The sequence below is a fragment of the Moorella glycerini genome (assembly GCF_009735625.1).
In the GTDB taxonomy this organism is placed as follows: domain Bacteria; phylum Bacillota; class DSM-521; order Neomoorellales; family Neomoorellaceae; genus Neomoorella; species Neomoorella glycerini.
The window spans coordinates 2,692,164-2,713,597 of the sequence record NZ_CP046244.1 but is presented as its reverse complement, the minus strand read 5'-3'; the positions used below and the strand labels follow the sequence as shown (position 1 = coordinate 2,713,597).

General features: G+C 55.7%; 16 protein-coding genes, 1 pseudogene and 1 riboswitch. Of the genes and pseudogenes, 2 read left to right on the top strand and 15 right to left on the bottom strand.

Annotated features, from left to right (window positions below):
- Positions 1-106: 106 nt before the first annotated feature.
- Positions 107-1,789 carry an IS1634 family transposase gene (locus MGLY_RS13445; RefSeq protein ID WP_422880108.1) on the top strand — a complete coding sequence of 561 codons (1,683 nt, stop codon included), beginning with the start codon at positions 107-109 and terminating at the stop codon, positions 1,787-1,789.
- A 279-nt stretch (positions 1,790-2,068) separates the two neighbouring features.
- Here the strand turns inward: MGLY_RS13445 and MGLY_RS13440 are convergent, their stop codons facing one another.
- From MGLY_RS13440 to dapB, 14 genes and pseudogenes are all read right to left on the bottom strand, one after another.
- Positions 2,069-5,227, bottom strand: coding sequence for a molybdopterin-dependent oxidoreductase (locus MGLY_RS13440; protein WP_156274609.1), 3,159 nt, complete (start codon positions 5,225-5,227; stop codon positions 2,069-2,071).
- Between the two features lie 23 nt (positions 5,228-5,250).
- Positions 5,251-6,465, bottom strand: coding sequence for an NrfD/PsrC family molybdoenzyme membrane anchor subunit (nrfD, locus tag MGLY_RS13435; RefSeq protein ID WP_156274607.1), 1,215 nt, complete (start codon positions 6,463-6,465; stop codon positions 5,251-5,253).
- Between the two features lie 14 nt (positions 6,466-6,479).
- On the bottom strand, positions 6,480-7,388 hold the full coding sequence (locus tag MGLY_RS13430; protein WP_156274605.1) for a 4Fe-4S dicluster domain-containing protein: 909 nt from the start codon (positions 7,386-7,388) through the stop codon (positions 6,480-6,482).
- A gap of 164 nt (positions 7,389-7,552) precedes the next feature.
- Positions 7,553-8,233: a response regulator transcription factor gene (locus MGLY_RS13425; protein ID WP_156274603.1), complete on the bottom strand. Its 681-nt coding sequence runs from the start codon at positions 8,231-8,233 to the stop codon at positions 7,553-7,555.
- A gap of 19 nt (positions 8,234-8,252) precedes the next feature.
- The gene (locus MGLY_RS13420; RefSeq protein ID WP_156274601.1) at positions 8,253-9,602 is read right to left on the bottom strand and encodes a HAMP domain-containing sensor histidine kinase; all 1,350 of its coding nucleotides are present in this window, start codon (positions 9,600-9,602) and stop codon (positions 8,253-8,255) included.
- A 68-nt stretch (positions 9,603-9,670) separates the two neighbouring features.
- The gene (locus MGLY_RS13415) at positions 9,671-10,624 is read right to left on the bottom strand and encodes a substrate-binding domain-containing protein (RefSeq protein WP_170291087.1); all 954 of its coding nucleotides are present in this window, start codon (positions 10,622-10,624) and stop codon (positions 9,671-9,673) included.
- 363 nt (positions 10,625-10,987) lie between these two features.
- A pseudogene (locus MGLY_RS13410) lies at positions 10,988-11,185 on the bottom strand (IS3 family transposase); the annotation flags it as partial.
- Between the two features lie 246 nt (positions 11,186-11,431).
- A complete protein-coding gene (locus tag MGLY_RS13405) occupies positions 11,432-13,099 on the bottom strand; it encodes a ribonuclease J (protein ID WP_156274595.1) in 1,668 nt (555 codons plus the stop codon).
- A gap of 119 nt (positions 13,100-13,218) precedes the next feature.
- Positions 13,219-14,106: a 4-hydroxy-tetrahydrodipicolinate synthase gene (gene dapA, locus MGLY_RS13400; RefSeq protein ID WP_156274593.1), complete on the bottom strand. Its 888-nt coding sequence runs from the start codon at positions 14,104-14,106 to the stop codon at positions 13,219-13,221.
- Entirely contained in the window at positions 14,093-15,334 is a 1,242-nt protein-coding gene (dapG, locus tag MGLY_RS13395; RefSeq protein WP_156276467.1) for an aspartate kinase, read from the bottom strand. Before dapG ends, dapA begins: the two co-directional genes overlap by 14 nt.
- A 20-nt stretch (positions 15,335-15,354) precedes the next feature.
- Positions 15,355-16,362: an aspartate-semialdehyde dehydrogenase gene (locus tag MGLY_RS13390; protein ID WP_156274591.1), complete on the bottom strand. Its 1,008-nt coding sequence runs from the start codon at positions 16,360-16,362 to the stop codon at positions 15,355-15,357.
- Positions 16,363-16,366: 4 nt separating this feature from the next.
- The gene (locus tag MGLY_RS13385) at positions 16,367-16,984 is read right to left on the bottom strand and encodes a dipicolinate synthase subunit B (protein ID WP_156274589.1); all 618 of its coding nucleotides are present in this window, start codon (positions 16,982-16,984) and stop codon (positions 16,367-16,369) included.
- Between the two features lie 22 nt (positions 16,985-17,006).
- Complete coding sequence (gene dpsA / locus MGLY_RS13380; RefSeq protein ID WP_156274587.1) at positions 17,007-17,900, bottom strand: dipicolinate synthase subunit DpsA; 894 nt, start codon at positions 17,898-17,900, stop codon at positions 17,007-17,009.
- 78 nt (positions 17,901-17,978) lie between these two features.
- Positions 17,979-18,770, bottom strand: a complete 792-nt coding sequence (gene dapB / locus MGLY_RS13375; protein WP_422880115.1) for a 4-hydroxy-tetrahydrodipicolinate reductase — start codon at positions 18,768-18,770, stop codon at positions 17,979-17,981.
- A 100-nt stretch (positions 18,771-18,870) separates the two neighbouring features.
- Positions 18,871-19,075, bottom strand: a riboswitch (Lysine riboswitch).
- A gap of 767 nt (positions 19,076-19,842) precedes the next feature.
- On the opposite strand from dapB, the gene MGLY_RS13370 reads away from it, so the two are divergent.
- Positions 19,843-20,832 carry an Rpn family recombination-promoting nuclease/putative transposase gene (locus MGLY_RS13370; protein WP_156274585.1) on the top strand — a complete coding sequence of 330 codons (990 nt, stop codon included), beginning with the start codon at positions 19,843-19,845 and terminating at the stop codon, positions 20,830-20,832.
- 171 nt (positions 20,833-21,003) lie between these two features.
- Here MGLY_RS13370 and MGLY_RS13365 read toward each other — a convergent pair whose 3' ends face one another.
- Positions 21,004-21,432 (bottom strand): chemotaxis protein CheW, encoded by a 429-nt coding sequence (locus tag MGLY_RS13365; protein WP_170291086.1) that lies wholly within the window; start codon positions 21,430-21,432, stop codon positions 21,004-21,006.
- Between the last annotated feature and the right edge of the window lie 2 nt (positions 21,433-21,434).

Below are 21,434 nucleotides of genomic sequence, written 5' to 3'. Positions count from 1 at the left end.
CAACGTTTCCCGATCTTGGGAGAGCTCAAAAATCAAAAATCACATAGGCACACGATTTCGGGATTAAAACTTGATGGTAATGTAGTACATGCGCTATAATATAGACATGTACATAAGAACTATTTCCCGCAAAAACAAGGACGGCTCTGTTGTCCGTTATATCCAGCTTGCCCACAACGTCTGGGACCCCAAGGCCGGCTACCCGAAAGCCAAAGTACTCTTCAACTTCGGCCGCGAAGAGGATGTAGACCGGGAAGCCCTGGTCCGCCTGGTAAAGAGTATTACGCGTTTTTTGGGACCGGAAGAGGCTTTACGCACCCAGGCAGAGTTAAACGGCAGCGCTCCCCTAACTTTTGTCTCCAGCCGGCCTATAGGTGGCGCCTGGGTGTTAAACGAGCTCTGGAACCAGCTGGGTATCAACCGCGTTTTAGCCGGGCTGCTGGCCAAACGTAAGTTCCAGGCGCCGGTAGAACGAGCCATCTTCGCTATGGTAGCCAACCGGGCTTTGAACCCGGCCAGTAAACTTAAGACCGAGGATTGGGTCAGCCACGATGTTTTCATTCCCGGCCTCCCGGACGTGCCGGTGCAAAACCTTTACCGAGCCATGGACTTCTTACTGGAGGCTGCTGAAGAACTGCAAAAGGATATCTTCTTCTCCGTGGCCCACCTCTTCAACCTGGAAGTCGATCTCCTGTACTTCGATACCACCTCCACCTACTTTGAAGTGGAAGAGGAGGATAATCCGGAGGACCATAAGCAGCACCTTCGGCGTAAAGGCAACTCCAAGGACCACCGGCCGGATTTACCCCAGGTGGTAATCGGCCTGGCTGTCACCAGGGAGGGCCTGCCGGTACGCTGCTGGGTCTGGCCGGGTAACACCGCCGACATGGCGGTAATCGAGCAAGTCAAAAAGGACCTGGTGGGCTGGCAACTGGGCCGGGTCATTACTGTTGTCGACCGCGGTTTTGCTTCGGAAGACAACCTTCGTTACCTCCAGCGCGCCGGCGGCCACTACATTGCCGGCGAAAAGATGCGCAGCGGCAAGGATACGGTGGCAGAGGCCCTTGCCCGGCCGGGCCGTTACAAAACTGTCAAGGATAACCTTGAAGTTAAAGAAGTTATCGTCGGCGACGGCGAAAAAAGGGTACGATATATCCTGGTACGTAACCCTAAAGAAGCAGAAAAAGACAGACTGGAGCGGGAGAAAATCCTGGCCCGCCTCAAGGAAGAATTAGCGGCCATTGGGGACCTCAAAGGCGAACCCCATACTAAAGCCTGCTGCCAGCTCATTGCCCATCCCACTTATGGCCGCTATCTCAAGACCGACAAGAAGGGACAACCCTATATCGATGCGGCCAGGGTGAAAGCTGAAGAGAAGCTGGACGGCAAATACCTTTTAAGAACCTCGGACGATACCATAAGTGCTGAAGACGTGGCCCTCGGCTACAAGCAACTGCTTGAGGTAGAGGATGCCTTCCGCACCATGAAGCAGTCCTTAGAGCTGCGGCCGGTCTATCATCGCCTGAGCGACCGCATCCATGCTCACGTCCTCCTGTGCTGGCTGGGACTGCTCCTAATCCGGGTAGCTGAAACGAAAGTGCAGGATAGCTGGCGGAACATCCGCCAGACCCTGGAACGCATGCACCTGGGCGAATTTGTTGGTCCTGAGGGCAGGGTACTCCAAAGGACGGAAACAACCCCGCCACAGCAGCATATCTTCAAGACCCTTGGGATAAAGGAACCGCCGCAAATAATCGCGGTCGAAACAAAGGCCAGAAAGGGTCCCTAGTAACACGCGCCCAAAAAGCCGATCCCTGAAACCCTTGCGCAACAAGCTGTTGCGCTTATTATTCACCTAGCAACTGTCGAACTCGGGCTTCAGCGGTTGCGGGAATTAAAAAGCATCGACCTGCGGTAACATCTCCCCAAGGAATAAAAATAACGGAGAAGGGCTCATCACCCGTCTCCGTTATTTTTATTCTCCCGGCCCTGGCGTTTGTTTACCTAGAGAAAGATCCACTTGTGGACGAACCTACCGCCTATAAACAAGAGTTGCTGTACCAGGTCTTTATACTTTTTGCACTTTAACCTTCGTATCATAGAAGGAAGCGCTGCCGCCGATGGGATCGGTCAGGCAGGTGGTTTTCATCCGCGTATCGAGGAGCATCACAGGATTGGGACACAGACCTCCTCTTCGCCGCGCGTCGCCTTTGACAACTCGGCCGTCGATAACGACGTCCCGGGCGCCGTAGGCCCAGTGGCCATAGTGCCAGGAAGCGGCAATGACACCGGGCCTGATCCCCTCGATAAGTTTAACTTTACCCTGCACCGCCTCAACGCTGGCGGGGCCCAGGTCCAGCTTACCATCAGGGTTGGTTCGAGAGATAAGCTTTACCCGGTCGCCGTCGCGCAGGCCCAGGCGGGCACCGTCAGAGCGGTGCATTAAGACAAAGTTTTGCGGTAAAAGGGCCACTTGTCCCCAGTAGTTGCCCGCCGTACGCGACTGGCCGCCAAAAATCTCCTTAAAGGTTATGAGATGGAGGGGATAATCTTCATCCTGTACCGGCGTCCCGTCGCTGTTGCGGATAGGCTCTAGCTGCGGCACACCAGCAAACAACTTGCCTGTAATGCTGTCCCGCGTTGTCGCCACGGGTTCAACATAAATATTCATCAGCTTGCCGAAGGGATGCTCGACGTATTTGCTTGCAGAGGTATTAGCAGCATCTTCAAAGCGGCCGCCGCGGTTGAGGACATAAACGGTTTTGCGCCAGCGGTCTTCGCCCACCGCCCGCCGCCAGGCGGCTTCATTAAATACGGCCGGCGGCAAATGGCGGCGTGCCGCTTTAAAAACTGCCAGTTCACGGTCGTCGGCGTCGGGGACTTCTTCGCCGGGCTTATCGCCGTAGGCCAGGTTGGCCGCCGCCTTGAGATAATAATCTTCCGGCCTTTTAAAGTCCCAGCCGGGTGCAAAACCATCTTTTCCATAACCCGGCAACCCTAAAGCTTCCGCTATGGCCAGCATCACCGCCTCGACGGAAACAGGCATCTCCTCCCCGAAAACCTTGACTGTTTCGGGAATAGGAGCGGCGATGGGCTGGCGGAACTTGGTAACTTTGGTAGTCGTGGAAGGCGGGGCGCCCAGAAAGGCCCAGCGTTCCAGATAAGTGAGGTCGGGGAAAATATAATCGGCATACATAGAAGTCTCGCCGATGACAATATCGTCGGCAATAAATAACGGTATGCGCTCAGTATCGCATAAAATCTTAATCTGTTCAGCTCCGGCCGGCGCCGCCAGGACTGGGGTACCCATATGGAGCCAGAGGATTTTTATAGGATAAGGATAGCCTGCCCCGGCCGCCGGGATAATCTCCTGGTACACATCGGAAGTCAAGGGAAACCAGGGTCTTTCCGCCGGGAAGCCGTTAAACAAAGTGCTGCGATCGTAGTAGGCGCCTTCACGGGTAAGCTTGATCCCCCAGGGTGTTATTTTCCCGGTATGCATCTTGCCGAGATCAAAGGGCTGGCCCGGTTTGCCCCCGCCGGCGGCCCAGGAACCGCCGCCCGCAGTCAGCCCGCCACGCCAGTCCATATTGCCGATGAGGAGGTTAAGGATGATAATCGCCTGGGCGGTGTAATAGCCATTGGTGTGCTGGACGGCCCCGCGGTAGAAGTCAATGGCGGCCTGTTTGCCGTAGCTGGTAAATTCCCTGGCGAGATTAACGATCGCGTCGGCCGGTATACCGGCCTCGGCAGCCAGATCCTCCAGGTTTCTGGAACTGGCCTGTTCCTTGAGGATTGTTAGGGCCGATTTAACTTTGATGCCATTAACCTCGGTGGTAACAAAGAGATCGCCTTCAACGGGTTTATCCTTGTCCTCGGGATTAACGGCTACCAGTTGGCCGTTGCGAGATACAACAAAGAGATCCTTGCCCTTTTCGGCGTCAGCCAGGCCGGCCTCACTGGCTCTTAAAAAAGCTCCCGGCTGGCCGTCCGGATCGATTTTGACCAGCCAGGTGGCATTGGTCCAGGACTTTTCCCCGTCCTTAGCGGCAGCCGCCAGGTTGGCGTTTTCCAGGGCCTTGCTGTCATAGCGCTTGTTGTCAATAATCCACTGGATCATGGCCAGGGCCAGGGCCAGGTCCCCGCCTGGCTTGACAGGTATCCACCAGTGGGCATGGGCGGCAGTCTTGGAGAAACGCGGGTCCACTACGGCTATCTTCAGGCCCTTTTCTACCAGGGAACGGGTAATCTGCTCGGCCATAGGCGTGGGGCCGAAATTAGCCTCAAAGGCGCCGGTACCCCAGAAAATGACAAATCGCGACCAGCGAAAATCGGGCTTCATGTGGGTTGGGCCCGGTGTCCACTTGCCGTCGCTGTACTGGGCCGCAGCCCACTTGTAAGCCACGTGATGGCTCTGCTCGCAGATGGTGGTATGCTCGAACCAGTTAACCGAACCGAAGCTGTTAAGGACAAAGCGCTTGGTCCAGTCGCTGCGGCCCGGCTCAATACGCCCGGCCATAAATACAAACTGGTTATTTTTCGGGCCTAAATCCGGGTGGTCGGGATCAAGTAACAGATCCAGGTTGGCGGCATGTTTAGTTTTGAAATCCGCCAGGGACATCTCTTTCTTGGCCACCCTGGCAGCATCTTCAGCCATCGCCTTGAAGACTGCAGGATCTTTGAGGGCAAAAACGTCTTTAAAACCTGGTACTATCCTGTCCTCGCCGATTTCGGCAAAAAGCTTGCCGCCATTAACAATCTCTTTAATGGCCTGATCAAAGGGAATGGTTCTCCATCTATTGGAACCCCGGGGGCCGTTGCGTTTGAGCACTTTGACAATCCGGTAAGGGTCATACAGGGTCTGGACGCCGGCCTGGCCCTTGGGACAAAGCCGGCCATCAATTTTGGCCGCTACCTCGGGGGAGGTATTGTAAGGTATCTGGGGGTAATAATTGACCGGGCTGTAGGGGTTACCATCCAGCTTGACCAGGACACCATTACTCAGTTTGCCCTTTAACGTGCATTGGGTGTTGCACTGCAGGCAGACACCATAAACCATATTCTCGGCCCGGGCTAGGTCGTACTGGCCATCCTGGTTTCCTTTCGGGCTGGCCGCTACACTCCCTTTCTGACCTGCCATAGAAGGGGCCTCAGCCGCTAACAAGGCTGCACCACCCAACAAGGCTGAGGTTTTTAAAAACTCCCTCCGTCCGATTTTAATGCTCATGGGATACACCTCCTCTACGAGTATTAACGGGACAGATCGGCACCTGTTTTCACGTGACGGGCCGGCGGGGTTACCACCCGGTCCGGGCGACGGTTGAACGGCAGGTACTCTATTCCCAGCTTAAAGATAAATGCACCCAGGGCCAGGACAAAAAGTACTACCAGCCATTCGCTCTGGGTGGGTACATAGGTGTAAACCAGCCCAGGTTCGCTGTAGGCGGCCGGCAGGGCCGGGAAAGGCGGCGCCAGTAAGCCTGGCACGACGATGTTGTAGCGTACCCCGAGGAAACCCAAGGTGATCAAGAAGCCAGCCCAACCTGCGGTCTTAGCAGTGATATTGCTCCGCACCAGTAAAAGCACCGGGATTAAGGCGCCCACCACCAGATGGACGATCCAGAAGATCCACCAGTTAGGACCGGTCAGGATTAGCTGGTACGGTAGAGCATGGGAGGGGGAAAGGTAGTAGCTGCCCAGCAGCATTTCCACCAGTTCAAAGAGGAGGTAAAAAACCAGGAGCCCGACAACAATCCGGGCCAGAAGGTTGATGGCCCGGCCGGTTTCCTCAGCATGCTGGCCGGGATTTACCACCCCAACTATAAAGGTAAGCAGGGCGGAACCGGAAGCCAGGGCAGCAACTAAAAACATAACCGGTAAGAGAGGATTGCTCCAGTAGGGCCTGGCCTGGACCACACCCAGCAAAGCGCCCAGGCCGCCGCTGAAGGCCAGCGCTACCAGCACGCCGATGATAGCCAGGTAACGCCCCGGCCGCTTATCTCCAGGTATCTCTGTCGTCCCTGCGTCTGGTGCTGGTGATGAATCGCCGCGACTGTCGAAATAAAGCTGGAGTATGAGGAGGAGTAAATAAATAGTATACAACCAGACCATCCAGGCCATGGGTGAGTGGGGATTGGGGCTAATAAAGACCCGCCAGGCCCGTCCCAGGTGTCCCAGGTCCAGGCCAATGGCGACCAGGGCGGCGAGCAAAGCCGACAGGGCCGCCACAAGACCCACCCGCCTGAACGGCTCCAGCTCTTTTACGCTGCAAATGTAAACCAGGCTAGTGATGAGGTAGACCCCAGCGGATAAACCACTAGCTAGCATATAGGTAGCCACTCCCAGTCCCCAGGGGACGGCGCTGGAATAACCTGCCGCTTGTTCACCAAAAACCAGATAGTGGTAGACCCCGATGGCGCCGACCAGCAAAGCTGCTATGGTAATTATCCAACTTATTTTTTTCATAACTTCACCTCCCGTCAGGTCAGGTAATAAACCTGGGGTTCCGTACCAAGTTCCTCTTTCAAACGCATTAAGCCTTCCCTGGCCAGCCACTCTCGGACCATGCTCCGGGGGTCGTTGAGGTCGCCAAAGCAGGTCGCGCCGCCCAGGCAGGTGGTGACACAGGCCGGTAGCTGGCCGGTTTGTAACCGGTGCAGGCAAAAGGTGCACTTACGGGCGTTACCTATGGGTGAACGACCCTTCTGGCGCGGCCACTGCTTGCCATATTCCAGCGCCGGTTCGCTTTCGTAAGGTTCTAGCAGCGGCGTATCCTGGGTATAGAACCGCCCAGAGTCAAAAGAACGGGCGCCGTACGGGCAGGCCGCCAGGCAGTAACGGCAACCTATGCAACGGTTATAATCGATGGCCACAATACCGTCGGGCCGTTTATAGGTGGCTTTCACCGGACAGACGGCAACACAGGGTGGTTTTTCGCAGTGCATGCAGGGCCGGGGCAGGAACTGGCGCTGTACTTCAGGGTAGGTACCCCTTTCTTCCTCCATGACCGGCCGGTAGACGACCCCCGGTGGCAAGTGGTTTTCGGCCTTGCAAGCTACCGTACAGGCCCTGCAGCCGACACAGCGGCGCAAATCAATTACCATACCCCATTTCCGCTGCTCCACGGGCTTGCCCAGGGCCCTTTCCAGGTCCTGCTCCAGGCGGCGGATCTTGTTTTCCCAGTCGCTTTTAACCGGCCACTCTTTAACAGCCGTAGCCCGGGAATCAGGGCCGACCACGGGTGCGGCCATTGTCCCGGCGGCATAAGCAGGGTTTCTGTTAAGCACTCCCAGACTGACGGCTCCCAGGACCATTCCAGTAGCCGTTTTGGCGAGAAATTCTCTGCGGGTTACCGGCTCCCGGGCTTCTCTTCTTTCCTTGCCCACCATTGTGCCTCCTTTCTGCTTTTACATAGTTGACAGGGGCGTTACTGTGCCCTCTATCACAATTATCTTGTCTTTTCCCACCCCGGCCAATCAGGGTTATCCCTGGAATTAAAAATGCCTAAGGGTTTTCCCTTAGGCATCCTACCGCATAACTCTAAAATTTACCCTTAATCCCGGGGTATCAATCCCTGCTGCAGGGCATAACGTACCAGTTCAGCCCGGCTGGTAAGATTTAGTTTGCGGCTAATATTACCTTTGTGACTTTCTACCGTTTTGATGCTTAGGCCGAGGGCTTCGGCAATCTCGTGATTAGTGTAACCCAAAGCCACCAGGCGCAATACCTCTGTCTCCCGCGAAGTTAAATTGGCATTCCTGCCTTCAAGGTTCCCCTCCGAGTGTCCCCTTACCTTCAGTCCATGTTGTAGGGCGTCGACTAAAAACCTGGCTACCAGGGGATGAATGAACACGCCACCCTGGTAAACTACCCTGATGGCGGTGATCAGGTCATTATCCGCAGCCCTCTTGACTATATAACCCGCCGCTCCCGAGGCCAGGGCCTTCTCAACATACTCACGATCTTCATGCATGGAGAGGACCAAAACCTTTACCGGCGGCATCTCGGCCGCAATCCGTTCCACCACCGTAAACCCGTTGCAGAAGGGCATACTGATGTCCAGGAGTAGGACGTGGGGCGACAATTCCCGTGTTAATTTAATAGCCTGATCACCGTCAACGGCCTCACCTACCACCTGCATATCGGCTTCGGCATTGATTAAATAACGCAGACCGGCCCTAACGACGCTGTGATCATCGGCTATGACAATCCTGATTTTACCGGTGAACTCCATGCTTACACCTCCCCGCCCTTCAGGCGGTTAAGGGGATATCGACATAAATAGCCGTCCCCCGTCCAGGCGTTGACTCGATAATCACCTTTCCTCCCAGTAGGGTGGCCCGCTCGCGCATGCTAAAGAGCCCCAGCCCCTTTTTATAGCCACTTGCTTCCAGATCAAAACCCCGGCCGTTATCCTCGACAATCAGACGCAGGACCTCACCGCGCGGTTCCAGAAGGATACTAACTTCCGAGGCTCCAGCATGTTTAATAACGTTATTCAGGGCTTCCTGGACAATGCGGTAAATGGCCAGTTCTGCTTTCGGCGGCAGGCGTTCCTCCACCCCTCTGGCGGCCAGGTGGATTTTAAGGTTAAATTTATCGCTGTAATCGCGCGCTATTTGTTGCAGGGCACCGGTAAGACCTAGCTCGTCAAAAACAGCAGGCCGAAGTTCCAGGGCCAGGCGCCGTAACCCGGCCATGGCCTCTCCTAAGGCGGCCCTGATTTCGGCCAGGGACCCGGCTACTTCCTTCTCCCCTGACACTTTATCCTCCAGGGCCTTTAAACGTAAGAGAATGGCCGTCAGGGCGCCTCCGGCATCATCGTGCAATTCCCGGGCGATACGCCGCCGCTCGGCTTCTTGGGCGGTAACTACCCTATCGAGAAGTTCGGAGCGTAAATTACTCAGTTCTTCAATCTCAGCTCGCGAGCGGCGCAAGCTTTCGATCATGCGGTTAAAGGAGGCGGCCAGAAGGCCGAATTCATCATGCCCGGAGACAGCTACAGGGGTGTCCAAATTTCCCTGGGCCACCGCCCTGGTGGCCCCTACCAGTTCCCGGATCGGTTTGGTTAGAATGGCAGTTAACAGATAGGCCATAACTATAAATAAAATGGAAAAAATAGTGATCATCATCACAAATCGTGCTGTGGCAGCAAACACAGCCTGCCGCAAGCCCACTTCGGAAAGGCCAACACGGACCACCCCTAGCCGGCCGCCAAAGATCGGCACAGCAGCGTCGTGAATTAACCCCTCATCCGTCAACAATAACTGCTGGCTTTCCTTTTTTCCCGGCGGGAGCTGGTTATAGGCCAGCAGATCCACGGGGAAACCGCCGTTAAAGGTATGGGAAAGAACGCGGCCCCAGGAGTCCTGGATAAATATATAACGGATATCCTTCCCGCTGGCCTGCATATCAATCAGCATCTGGTGCAGGCCATAAAGGTTACCGGTGAGAATCAGCTCGCTGCCCTGGGCGGCTACAGCCCTGGCTGTTGCCAGAGAACGCTGGTCCAGTTGCTGGCCCAGGGAAATTCCCAGGACGGCCCTGGCCTGGAGGGTCATGACCAGGCCCATAAATATAATTATCGCCAGGACTAAAACCAAAATTTTATAGCGAAAGCTAAGGTTAGCACCTATAACGCGAAGCTTTTCTCTTAAATCATGGCCGGAGTTCACGGATACCCCACCTTACGGGCGATTTCCCTTACCGAATTATAGGCCTCATCGTTGATGGCTGTAAAGCGCTCCATTCCCAGTTCGTTTAAAACTTTGCGCCCGTTTTCCTTCCTATCCATTTGCAAAAAAGCTTCCCTGACCTTCGCCTTCAGGGCCGGATCCAGGCCCGGGCGCATCACTACGGGCGGAGAGGCAAAGTCGTCGGACCTTTGGATAATTTTAACTTTGGCGGCTATATCCGGATGCTTTTTAGCAAAGGCCTCATATACCAGGCTGTCAACGGCAGCTCCATCTACGATGCCGTCGGCCACGGCCCTGATGGACTTGTCATGGCTGTAGGTAAAAATATAACTCTGAAAGAAGGTTTCCGGCCTCTCGCCCTTCTGCTGGATATAATAAAGGGGCACCAGGCGCCCGCTCATGGACATGGGATCGGAAAAAGCAAAACGTCGGCCTTTCAGGCCCGCGAAATCCTTCACCGGGCTGGATTTAGGGACTATAATATAGGAAGCATACTTCGCCCTCCCGCCCACTTCGGAAGCAGCTACCAGTTCCATGCCGAAATCACGCTGGCCTTTGACATAGGCATAGGTGCAAATAAAGGCTATGTCGATGTCACCTGAATTCATGAGGAGATTTACTTCGGCATAAGTCTGGCGGGTGATAAACTCGACCGGGTATTCCAGGTAATCTTCCAAATACCTGGCTAAATCTGTGTAAGCCTGGTAGCCCTCTTCCGGCGAAATCACCGGTGCAGCGGCCAGGCGCAAGGGGCGCTTTAATTCCGCCGCCGCAGCAGGGCCGTTATAACTGGCCCCCGGGTAATCGCTGCGTAAATCGTTGAGTTTGATTATCCCCTCACGGTTTGTTTTAGCACAGCCTGACAACAGCAAGATGAGCGAAATAAGCGCCAGGAGGAAAATTAACCTTAACCGCCAGGTGAATATCACTGACAGTGCCCTCCTTCCAGTACCTCACCGGCCTCTTTATCCAGACAGGTGCGTTGCAGCATTAGCTACTCTTCCTCATCAAGGGCAATCACGACCTTACTCATGATAACCGACCCCTTCTATAATTATTTTCCTGTAAACTCGGCTTAAGAGCAATAGCCTGTCTCTGGTAACTCACACCTGAAAAAACACCTTGACACCATAAACGTGGGAATAGAACTGGGCCACGGGCAGTATAGAGCAACCCGTGGCCCAGCAATTACTGGCTTATTTCCTCCTGGATCCATTTCTTGATCTCTTCTTTGTCGGGCACCCGGCCGAACACTTTGAGCTTGGACTTCCCCCGTTTAATAGGACACCAACTTAAGCCACTTTTTTCAGGTTATCATAGTTTTTCTTGAATTCTTCCGGTGTCTCATACCCGAGAGCTGAATGTAACCTGAACCGGTTATAAAAAACCTCGGTATACTCGAAAATTTCTAGCTTGGCTTCTGCCCGGCTTTTAAAACGGCGATGATGTACGAGTTCCGTCTTCAATGTTTTGAAGAAGCTTTCCATTGGGGAGGTGTACCAGCAATCAGCAAGCAATGGAAAAATAATTGCCTCTTTTTTAAATGTCAGCCGCGGGTTAACCATTTTCATTCCGGCAACACTCCTGTTGCGACCTCAATCTTAACTGGTGTACCTTGTTTTATTTCCTATCTCAAGCTTCTATTTCGACAGATTTTAGGGGTTTCCTTGCCGGAATTCTATATCTTACCCGGGTCTGAAAAAAGAACCGGGGCCTTCCGGCACCCGGTGTAAAAATTACACCTCCATGATAATCGGCAGGATCATGGGACGACGCCTGGTTTTCTCAAAGAGGAACTTGCTCAAATTGTCGCGGATATTGCCTTTGATGGTAGCCCAGTCAGTTACCCTGCGTTCTTCGCATTTGTCCAGGGTCTGGCGGACCTTTTCTTTGGCCTCCTCCAGCAGTTCCTCGGCCTCCCGGACATAGACAAAGCCCCGGGAGACAATATCCGGCCCGGCAATGACGGCCCCAGTTTCTTTGCTTAAAGTGACGACGACAATCAAAAGGCCGTCCTGGGCCAGCTGCTTCCGGTCCCGCAGGACAATATTACCCACATCGCCCACACCCAGGCCGTCCACCAGGAGCCTCCCGGCCGGCACCCGGCCCGTAATGGCCCCCCGCTCACGGGTAAACTCCAGTACCTGGCCATTTTCCGCCACGAAGATATTCTCCGGCGGTATACCAAGTTCTTCCGCCAGGCGGGCATGCTTGATGAGCATGCGGTATTCGCCGTGGACGGGGACAAAGAATTTGGGTTTAACCAGGTTTAAGACCAGCTTCAGCTCTTCCTGGCTGGCGTGGCCGGAAACGTGGACCCCATCTATGGCTTCGTGGTAAACATCAGCCCCCTGCTTAAAGAGCTGATCAACCGTCCGCGCCACCAGTTTTTCATTGCCGGGAATAGGTAAAGCCGAAATAATTACCGTATCACCGGGAACAATTTCGATCTGGCGGTGATCATTCCTGGCCATGCGGGTCAGGGCCGACATGGGTTCTCCCTGGCTGCCGGTAGAGATAATCACCGTCCTGTTTTTAGGCAGGTAAGCCAGCTCGCTTAAATCCACCAGGGTATCTTCAGGGATATCCAGATAGCCCAGCTCAAGGGCTATGTTAACGACGTTGACCATGCTCCGCCCGACCACGGCTACTTTACGATTATACTTGTAGGCGGTAGAGATTATCTGCTGCAACCGGTGCACATTGGAAGCGAAGCTGGCGACAATAATGCGCTCCCTGGCCTGGCGAAACACTTCATCAAAGGTTTCGCCGACCACCCTTTCGGACATGGTGAAACCCGGGCGCTCGACATTGGTGCTGTCGGACAATAACACCAGGACGCCCTCTTCCCCCAGCCGGGCAAATTTGTAGAAATCGAACACTTCACCATCGATGGGCGTGTGGTCAATCTTAAAGTCGCTGGTATGCACTATGGTCCCCACCGGCGTGTGGATGGCCAGGGCCACGGTATCGGCAATGGAATGGCTGACATGGATAAACTCCACCTTGAAGGGGCCAATTCTTAACGTATCCCGGGGCTTAACCTGCTGTAATTTGACCCCGTTCAAGTTCCCCTGCTCCTTCAACTTGGCCTGGAGCAGGGCCAGGGTCAACCTGGTACCATACACGGGTACATTCAAGTCCTTCAGCACATAGGGTAAGGCGCCGATATGATCTTCGTGGCCATGGGTAACGATAATCCCCTTCACCATTTGCCGGTGTTCCAGCAGGTAGCTGTAATCGGGTATGACCGCGTCAACGCCCAGCATTTCTTCCTCGGGAAAGGTCAGGCCACAATCAACGACCAGTATGTTGTTCCCGTACCTGATCGCCATCATGTTCTTGCCTATTTCCCCGAGGCCGCCCAGGGGTATTAAAGAAACCTTTTGCTCATTTTCGCCCATTAATCCACCTCCATGCGTCCACAATTAAAGACCGGGCCTGCTGCCGCCGGCCCGGTGTTAACCCCCACGTTCAAAACCAGCTACATTTATTATACCTCAAAAGTCCTTATCCCGCAACATTAACCAGCCCGTAACAGGCCCGCTGCTTCCAGGGCCGCGGCGATTTTTTCCTTCTCCGCCGGGCTGGCCCCGACTAAGGGCAAGCGTACCGGCCCGGCCGGGAGGCCCAGCATTTGCAAGGCTTCCTTCACCGGTACGGGGTTGCTGGTAATAAAGAGGGCTTTAAATAAGGGGAAGAGCTCTCGGTGCAGGGCCGCCGCCCCGGCCACATCGCCGCTCACAAAGGCCCTAACCATGGCCTGCATCTTGTCGCCCACCACATGGGCCGCGACGCTGATAATGCCATACCCGCCCACGGCCATTAAAGGCAAAGTCAGGGCGTCGTCACCGCTGTACAGGAGAAAATCAGGCCGCGCCTCCCTGAGAATGGCCGTCGCCTGGTCCAGGTCGCCGCTAGCTTCCTTTACGGCGACGATATTTTTAATCTCCGCCAGGCGTAAGGTTGTAGCCGCATCCATGTTGCGCCCCGTCCGGGAAGGTATATTATACAATATAATAGGCAGGGAAACGGCCCCGGCAATGGCCCGAAAATGCTGGTACAGGCCCTCCTGGGAGGGGCGGTTGTAATAGGGTACCACCAGCATCAGGCCGTCTACCCCCAGGGCTTCTGCCTCCCGCGAAAGCTCGATGCTAGCGGCGGTGGAGTTGGTACCTGTACCGGCAATGACTGCCGCCCTGCCTCCCACTGCTTCTTTAACGGCCCGGAATAGGGCTATTTTTTCCTCATGGCTCAATGTCGGCGATTCCCCGGTGGTGCCGGCCACCACCAGGCCGTCGCTGCCATGGTCTACCAGGTAGGCGGCGAGTTTTTTAGCACCGTCCAGGTCTAATTTACCATCTGCTGTAAAAGGGGTCACCATAGCTGTGAGGATTCTACCCCACGGCATACGCTTTCACCTCGCCCGTCTCTTCATCATTCAGCTTGAATTCCCGGTGCAGGACCTGCACGGCCCGCTCCATGTCGGCCTGGTCTACCAGGCACCATATCGATGTATAAGAATCGGCCGATTGTAAAATCTTTATCCCCGCGCGGTTCAGGGCGGTGACAATGGTCGCCATGACCCCGGGTACACCGCGCATACCGGCCCCCACTGCAGCCACCTTGGCACAGCCAGGGCGGGCCGTAACGCCAAGGCCCAGTCCCTCAATCAGCTCCACGGCCCGCCCGGCAGCGCCGGCAGCAACCGTAAAGACCAGCTCTTCGGGAAAGACGTTAATAAAGTCGACACTGATGTTATTCTGGGCCAGGGTCTGGAAAACAGCTTCGGCCCCTTCCCCTTCTGGTATAGTAACCCTGAGCTGGGTCAGGCCCGCCATATGGGTGATACCTGTAATTACCCGGTCGCGGCTGATATGCACGCCACTGGGAGCCGGCTGCCAGGCCACCACCAGGGTGCCCGGCCCGTCGCTAAAGGTGGATTTTATCTTTAAGGGTATATTTCCCTCCCTGGCAATTTCCACCGCGCGGGGGTGGATTACTTTTGCCCCTTCATAGGCCATCTGGCAGACTTCCGTATAGGTAATGGTACTCAAGGTCCTGGCATCGCTAACGATGCGGGGGTCGGCCGTCTTGAGGCCATCGACGTCGGTGAATATCTCCACTGCTTCCGCCTTCAGGGCCACGCCTAAAGCCGCGGCCGTAGTATCGCTGCCGCCCCGGCCCAGGGTAGTGATTTCCCCGGCCTCGGTAACCCCCTGGAAACCGGCCACCACCACTACCTGATCCTGCTCCAGGTAGGACTGGACCCGCCGGGGTTCCACCCTGAGGATACGGGCATCATTAAAGCGGGCATCGGTAATAATGCCGGCCTGGCCGCCGGTGAGAAAAACGGCCTCTATACCCCGTCCCTGTAAAGTAGCGCTCAAAACCACACCGGCAATAATCTCCCCGCAGGCCAGGAGCAGGTCGCGTTCCCTGGGGGAAACCGGGTTATCGCCCAGCAAATCCAGTAAAGTATCAGTAGCATAGGGTGCCCCCCGGCGGCCCATGGCCGAAACGACGACGGCCACCCGGTAGCCGGCCCGGCACGCCCTTTCAATATGCCGGGCCACCATTAAACGCTGTTCCGGGGTGGCTACCGATGAACCGCCAAACTTCTGGACCAGGACCTTCATGACCGTCACCTCACATCTATTTAAAGAAGGCCCTCCTGCACCAGCAATTCCGCAATCTGGATGGCATTGGTCGCCGCACCTTTACGTAAATTATCGGCTACCACCCACATATTCAGTCCATTGGCGATGGAAAAGTCTTCCCGGATGCGGCCGACAAAGACTTCATCCCGGCCGTCGGCCTGGATGGCCAGGGGATAGGCCTTGGCTTCCAGGTCATCCACCACCACGACCCCCGGCGCCCGGCGCAGGAGTTCCCTCGCTGCCGCTACCGTCAGTTTTTCCCGCGTCTCCACGTTGACCGCCTCCGAGTGACCGTTAAAGACCGGCACCCGCACCGTAGTGGCTGTGACCTGGATCTGGTCATCCCCCATGATCTTTTTAGTTTCATTAACCATTTTCATTTCTTCTTTGCTGTAACCGTTCTCCAGGAAGACATCAATTTGGGGCAGGCAGTTGAAGGCGATCTGCCAGGGAAAAACCTTACCTGTTACCACTTCCCCGGCCAGTACCTGCTGCGTCTGCTGCCGCAGCTCATCAATGGCTTCCTGGCCGGCCCCGGAAACAGCCTGGTAGGTGGAAACAACAATCCGCTTGATACCGGCAGCATCATAGATGGGTTTTAAAGCCACCACCATCTGGATGGTGGAGCAGTTGGGATTGGCAATTAACCCTTTATGCCAGCGGACGTCCCGGGGGTTGACCTCCGGTACCACCAGAGGCACCTCGGGATCCATACGGAAATTATTGCTGTTGTCTATCACTACCGCCCCGGCCTCCACCGCCGTCCGGCCGTAAATCTTGCTGGCTTCGCCGCCGGCAAAAAGGGCTACGTCGATCCCGGCAAAGGAGGCCGGCGTGGTCTCCTCGATGACGTACTCTTCGCCCCTGAAGGTCACGGTCTTGCCCGCCGAACGGCTGGTAGCCAGGACCTTCAGCTTGCCAACGGGAAAATTTCTCTCCTCCAAGACCTTGAGCATGGTCTGGCCTACGGCCCCTGTTCCAACCACAGCGACATTGTAAGTTTTCATCAGCTTATTGCTTTCCTCCTGTCACCTGCCCCTCTGGTGGAGGACCCAGTAAAAGGGGCTGGATCTGCCGCCCTTCCAGGGCCGCCAGGATGGTATCAACAATTAACTCCATCCTGGCCACCAGGGAATTGGGTTTGTTATACGGGTCATCCTGGCCAAAGGGGACCAGGTAAATATTTTTCATATTCATTACCCGGCCTAAATTTACGGCGTTAGCCCCCAGACCGTCATTGGTGGAAATGGCGAGCACCACCGGCCGCAGGTTGCGCAACTGGGCCTTCATGGCCATCAGGACCGCGGTATCTGTAATCCCGTTGGCCAGTTTAGCCAGGGTATTGCCGGTGCAGGGGGCGACTACAACGGCGTCAAAGAGTTTTTTAGGACCGATTGGTTCCGCCGTAACAATAGTATCGATGGCTTTTTGCCCGGTAATCCTTTCTAACTCCACCCGCCAGAAGGCACTGGTGCCAAAGCGAGTATCGCTATCCCTGACAGCCGGCGACAGGATAGGGACAACCTGGGCACCTTCAGCAACTACCCTGGCCAGCTCCGGCATGACCGCCGCCAGGGTACAATGGGAGCCGGTGACGGCAAACCCTACTCTTTTGCCCTTGAGCCGCATTGCAAGCACCTCCACGTAGGGTTTACAGCCGTTCCAGGCATTTTACAATGAGTGCGGGATAAAGACGGGCCAGGATCTGCCCGGCTGTCCGGGGGGCTACTTTACCTGGCAGTCCCGGGGCCAGCATGGCCCGGCGCTGGAGGGCCGCAGCGGCAGTGAAATCTGTACCGCCCGGGTCCGCAGCCAGGTCAATAATCAGGACACCGGGTTTGGTCCGGGCCAGCAGTTCTCCCGTCAGGACCGGGGCGGGTACAGTATTAAAAATAACGTCGGCCCCCTCGACTATGGCTGCCAGTTCCGTAAAGGTAAAGGCCGGCCAGCCTTCGGCGTAAGCCCGGGCCCGGTCGGCTGCGCCCCGGTCGATTACCGTTACCCTTGCTCCCACCCCGGCCAGCATCCTGGCCAGGGTAAAACCGGTCCGCCCCAGTCCCAAGACAAAGGCCTCACAGCCATGGAGGGTGATGGGGAGTTCCTGCATGGCCAGCATGATAGCTCCTTCAGCCGTAGGGATGGAATTTAAGATGGCCATTTCATCCATCTCGGCCGTCTCCACCAGCTGCCAGCCACGTTCTGCCGCCATATCTTTCAGGTAGGCCCGCGCCACCCCCACCAGGACCGGTGTTCCCGCCGGGATGGCCCCGGCCACTTCCCGGGTGAAATATAGGGGTTGCCGCGTCCGGGGAGCATGGATCATGCCTTTCGCATTAACTCCCGGTACCGGCAAAATGATTACCCCCGCCCCCTGGACGGCTGCCAGGGGATCTTCCCAGCTGGTACACCCTTCCCCCTCCGGCAAATCTCCCAGGCCGGCTACCCTTACCTCGGCCCCCTGGCGCAACAGTTCCTCCAGGAGAATAACCTCGCGGGCATCGCCACCCAGCATTGCCACCCTGGTCCCTGCCAGCATCCCGCCCATGCCGGAACGACCTCCTGCCAAGATAGTACACCTGTACTACTTGCAATATATGTGACGCCGCTCCGGGAGGTGCCAGGTCTATAATTCCAGTAAATTTTCCAGCCCGTAAACCACCCCCTTAAGGTGGAGGACCCGCCTTATGGCCAGTAAAAGCCCCGGTAAAAAGGCTTCCCGGCTGATAGTGTCATGGCGAATGGTCAGGAGCTGTCCCTGGCCGCCCAAAATTACCTCCTGGTGGGCCACCGCACCCGGCAGGCGAATACTGTGGACGGCCAGGCCCCGGTACGTGGCCCCCCTGGCCCCGGCGACCTTTTCTTCTGCCACCGGCGGGGCCAGGGCCGTCTCTATCTCCTCAGCCATTAGTTCCGCCGTTTTTAAGGCCGTTCCCGAAGGAGCGTCGATTTTTTGTTCATGGTGCATTTCAATAATTTCCGCCCGGGGGAAGTAACGGGCCGCCTGCCGGGCAAAATGCATCATTAAGACGGCCCCTAAAGAAAAGTTGGGGGCCACCACCGCGCCCACCTGCCTGGCTTCGCAAAGCTGGTGCAACTCATCCAGCTGCTCCGGGCTGATGCCGGTGGTGCCAATCACCGGGCATACTCCCTGCTCTACGGCCAGCCGGGCGTTGGCCAGGGCGGCAGCAGCCACGGTAAAATCAACCATCACCTGCGGGCGGGTAGTTTTTATTACTGCTCCCAGGTCATCATTAATGAGCACCCCGGCGGGCTGCAGGCCATTTAAGGTACCGATATCCGTACCAACCGCCACCCGGTCTACAGCCCCTGCTACTTCGATGTCTCCTGCCTGCAACAGGCCCTTCGTCATTTCCCGGCCCATACGGCCGGCGGCACCGGTGACCACAACCCTGATCGTAGTTATCCACCCCGCTTAAAAAATTAAGGGAAAACCATGAGCATCCCGCTCCGGTCTTCCCCCGGATTACCAGAATACTCATCTCGCCAGGCCTCTTCGTGCGAGTAGCGCTCCACCGTAAATAGGCCAACGATCCTTCGTGGCGCCAGCATCTACGGTGACAGTCCGGCCCTTATTCAGCGACCGGCCCAGGAAGATGGCCCGGGCCGGCCATCTCCCTTCGGCAGCGTACCCTTTCCTACCGGCTCACCGGTGCCCACCTCACCGGTAGTACTCTTGCCCGCTGCACCTCTACCCCACTGCACACGAGATGAGTTTATACCTTTGTTTACCCTATGATACCACTGGAGATAAGTCCTGTCAATCTTTCTCGCGCCCTGGTACGTGTCAAGATATAGTAGGCAAAAAGAGACCTCACCCAAAAATCCCATATATACCCCGGACCTTTTCCCGGCTCCGGAGTATTGTGCAGTAATTCGCTGCTCCTGTCAAGGTTAAAGCCTGCGGCCGTCTACGACAACCTTGTAAGGCTTCGCGAATTACTGCCTGCTCTAAATTAAGAATGGACTTCCCCCGATAGAGGGACACCAACTTAAACAGCTTTTATCTGGTTCTCGTAGTTTTTCTCGAATTCTTCCGGACTCTCATAACCAAGGGTTGAATGCAGCCTGAGACGGGGAGGGTAATCGCCTAATAATATTACCCGCGGCTTAGAAACCGGGCCACTGCCACCTGCCAGGGCTGCCGCTATTATGCCCTGAACCTGGGCCGGGAGGAAAATAAACCGGCCAGCCTGCCTGGCCACCCTGGACCTCTATCTTACCGGGGAGCACCGGGTGCCGGCGAAACTCCAGGCGCGGGATTTTATCTGCCTGGCCGGCAAAGAGGCCCTGGTTAAGGCTGGGTAAAAAGTCCGGCCGGAAAGGCAGGCCTGCGGCTTCTACTGCCCCAGTGGTTAGCGTTTTTCAGCTCTGCAAAACTCGGACGTTACCGGCTTTCCTAAAGCTATCACCGTACTCCAAAAATATGGTATAATGGTTTTCAAAAGAAGGTGGTCCCGTGCCGGAAAATGAAGGGCAGCCCCGGCCCCCCCCACCACCCACACGACAAGGGTTACAGGCAGCTTCTTTCCGACAAGAGAGTTTTCCTGGAACTGCTGAAAACCTTCGTCCGGGAAACCTGGGTGGAGGCTATCGACGAAAACGACCTCATCCTGGTGAACAAATCCTATGTCCTCCAGGATTTCAGCGAGAAAGAAGCCGATGTCGTCTACAGGCTTAAGATCAAAGATAAAAGCGTCATTTTTTACATCCTGCTGGAGCTACAGTCAACGGTAGACTACCTGATACCTTTTCGGCTTTTGCTTTACATGGTCGAGATCTGGCGGGAAATCTACAACAACACCCCGCAGAATGAGCGAGAGAGCAAGAATTTCCGCCTGCCGCCCATCGTCCCGGCGGTGCTCTACAACGGGGCCGGACCCTGGACGGCGGCCCTTTCCTTCAAAGAAATGCTGGACAGTTACCAGGATTTTAGCGGGCATCTCCTGGACTTCCATTACCTGCTGTTTGACGTCAACCGCTACAGCGAAGAAGAACTCATCAAAGCCGCCAATGTGATCGCCAGCATTTTTCTTTTGGACCGGAGAATGCGGTCGGAAGAGCTTGTTGGACGGCTGCAGAGACTGGCAGGGGTCTTAAAGCGCCTCACGCCTGATGAGTTCCGCCATTTCACTACCTGGCTGAAGAACGTCGTTAAGCCCAGAATGCCAGGAGATTTTAGCGCCAAAATTGACGGCATCCTGGACGCAACCAATCCCTGGGAGGTGGAACGGATGATTTACAACCTGGAATTGACCCTGGAAGAAATGCAGCGGCAGGCTTTGTTGAAAGGCGAGATGAAAGGCAGGATGGAAGGCAGGATGGAAGGCAAGATGGAAGGCAAAATAGAAGTTGCTAAAAACTTGTTGCAGCTGGGCATAGAAATAGATAAAATTGCCTGGGCGACAGGGCTTGCTCCGGACGAGATCGCCGCGCTGAAGAAGCAACTGGAGCAGTGATTTTTGTCTCTCGTAAATTAAGGGAAAGACCCGCCTTATCCGCTGAGGCGGGTCTTGTTGTTTCACCATCAAGTTAACGCCCATGCCGGGCGCACAAACATTAGAGGCGGCCCCCTCGTTGCGAGAACCGCCTAACTCCTATTTTGGTAATGTTAATAACGGCTTTTACCATCATCCAGCGGCAGCTAGATTGGCCATTACCTCTTTTTCGCGTTCCGTGAGAAGCTTAGCTCCCTCAAGGAGGAGGATCAGGCGCTCCCGCCAGCGGGCCACGCCCCTGACAAAATCGGCACCCTGTCCCACGGCCAGTAACGGTACCGCCTCAATCTCCCCCTTTTCCAACCGCAGGACCTCCAGTACCGCGTCGACCTGAATCCCAGCCGTAACTCCGGGTAGGTCCAAGATGATGATGCGCGAACTCGCCTCCTCCTTGACACCCGGTAAACCAAAGCGGCGGCGCAGGGAGATGACCCCGGAAATATATTGCGGCGCTTCGGGGATGGACATGACTGGTTGGAAGCGGATGATCTCCCGCACACTGTTGATCTCCAGCCCGTAAATTTGCTCGGCCAGCTGAAAGGCGACCACTTGTTCCTGCACGT